Here is a 1615-nt window from a genome sequence, read left to right on the forward strand (position 1 = left end):
AACTTCCACTTCCCCCTCAAAAACTTTCACCGCAGGTCCTTCCAAAAATATGTCTGTATACTTTTTCCCATCGTAATCAAAGCGGATATTCAAATCGCCGCCTAAAACCTTTATGGGGGTGGTGATATGGCCTGTTTGGTGCTGGTGTTTGGCCATGGCAAGCGCTACCGCCGTTACACCCGTACCGCAGGCATAGGTTTCGTCTTCAACACCGCGCTCAAAAGTGCGCACAAAGTAGCCGGCATCCGTGGGTTCAACAAAGTTTACATTGATGCCTTTTGCCGTGTAAGTATCGTTGTTACGGATAGCATAGCCCTCGCTGTAAACATCTTTTTCCTTTAAGCCATCCACCAGTTTTACATAATGCGGCGAGCCGGTGTTCAATACATAGGCATCGCCATCTGCATTAATGGTGTCCACATCTATCATCTGCAGGCTCACCCAGTCGCCCTCTGCTGAAATTTTGGCATAATGCGGGCCGTCAACTGCCAAAAAGTTGGTTTCTGTGTCAACTATTCCCAAAAACTTTGCAAAGGCAACAATACAGCGTCCGCCATTGCCGCACATGCTACTGGGCTGCCCGTCGGCATTATAATAAACCATTTCAAAATCGTAGCCTTCGCGGTTTTGCAGGAACATCGCACCGTCGCCCCCAACGCCAAACCTGCGGTCGCACAACTTCGCGATCAATGCCGGATTTTGATGATTTACAGCGTTTTTACGGTTATCTATCAATATAAAATCGTTTCCTGCGCCCTGGTATTTATAAAAATGTATCTTCATTAATATTTTAATAAACGAATTACCGGTCAAAATTTAAACGTTAAAAATCTTTTTGGGTCAAACCTCGTATTTTGAATGTTGTGAGGCTTAAATTATCATAATCATAAATTTAACAAAATTTAACAAAATTTACGATAACTTACTATTGATTTTGACGTCTATATGGTATTAAATTTGATCAATAAAAAATATAAACTTAGCAAAGAAAAGAACAAATAAGATGAAAAAGTTTGGTTTAACACTATTAACAGCATTTGCTGGCGGTGCAATAGCATTGGGGGGATATAAAATTGTTGAAAATAAATATGTCCATTCCATGAGCTTTGAGGACCAGCAAAAAGTTTATTACGCAACAAGTAATCATTTAACGCCTGCAGCCCCTAATTTATCATCGGCCGGTCAGGTTGACTTTACCGAAGCTGCGGCCGCGGTAACACCCGGTGTTGTTTATATCCGCACCACCTATTCAAACCGCCAGTCAAACGACCAGCAAAGTGAATTACAGCAAATGTTTGGCAACATGTTTGGTCAGCGCTCACCACAGATGGCGCCGGAAATGGCTTCGGGTTCGGGGGTGATCATTTCGCAGGATGGTTATATTGTAACCAACAACCACGTAGTTGACAAGGCCGAAAAAATTGAAGTGGTTACTAACGATCACCAGAATTTTAAAGCGAAAGTAATTGGTACAGACCCAAATACTGACCTTGCGCTGATTAAAATTGAAGGCCACGACCTTCCTATCGTAAAATTAGGTAACTCAGACAATGTTAAGGTTGGCGAATGGGTGCTGGCGGTAGGCAATCCTTTTAAATTAACATCGACTGTGACC

Annotated in this window: 2 protein-coding genes; one reads left to right on the forward strand and one right to left on the reverse strand. The window is 42.5% G+C overall.

The annotated features are described in order from the left end of the window. On the reverse strand, positions 1 to 783 hold a 783-nt coding region (gene dapF, locus QZY09_RS12220), incomplete at its 3' end, for a diaminopimelate epimerase (RefSeq protein WP_295672762.1). Positions 784 to 1003: 220 nt separating this feature from the next. Between dapF and QZY09_RS12225 the strand changes: the two genes are divergently transcribed. Further along, positions 1004 to 1615 (forward strand): trypsin-like peptidase domain-containing protein (locus QZY09_RS12225; RefSeq protein ID WP_295672763.1); only part of this gene is annotated, 612 nt, incomplete at its 3' end.

The sequence above is a fragment of the uncultured Mucilaginibacter sp. genome (genome assembly GCF_903913935.1).
Classification (GTDB): domain Bacteria; phylum Bacteroidota; class Bacteroidia; order Sphingobacteriales; family Sphingobacteriaceae; genus Mucilaginibacter.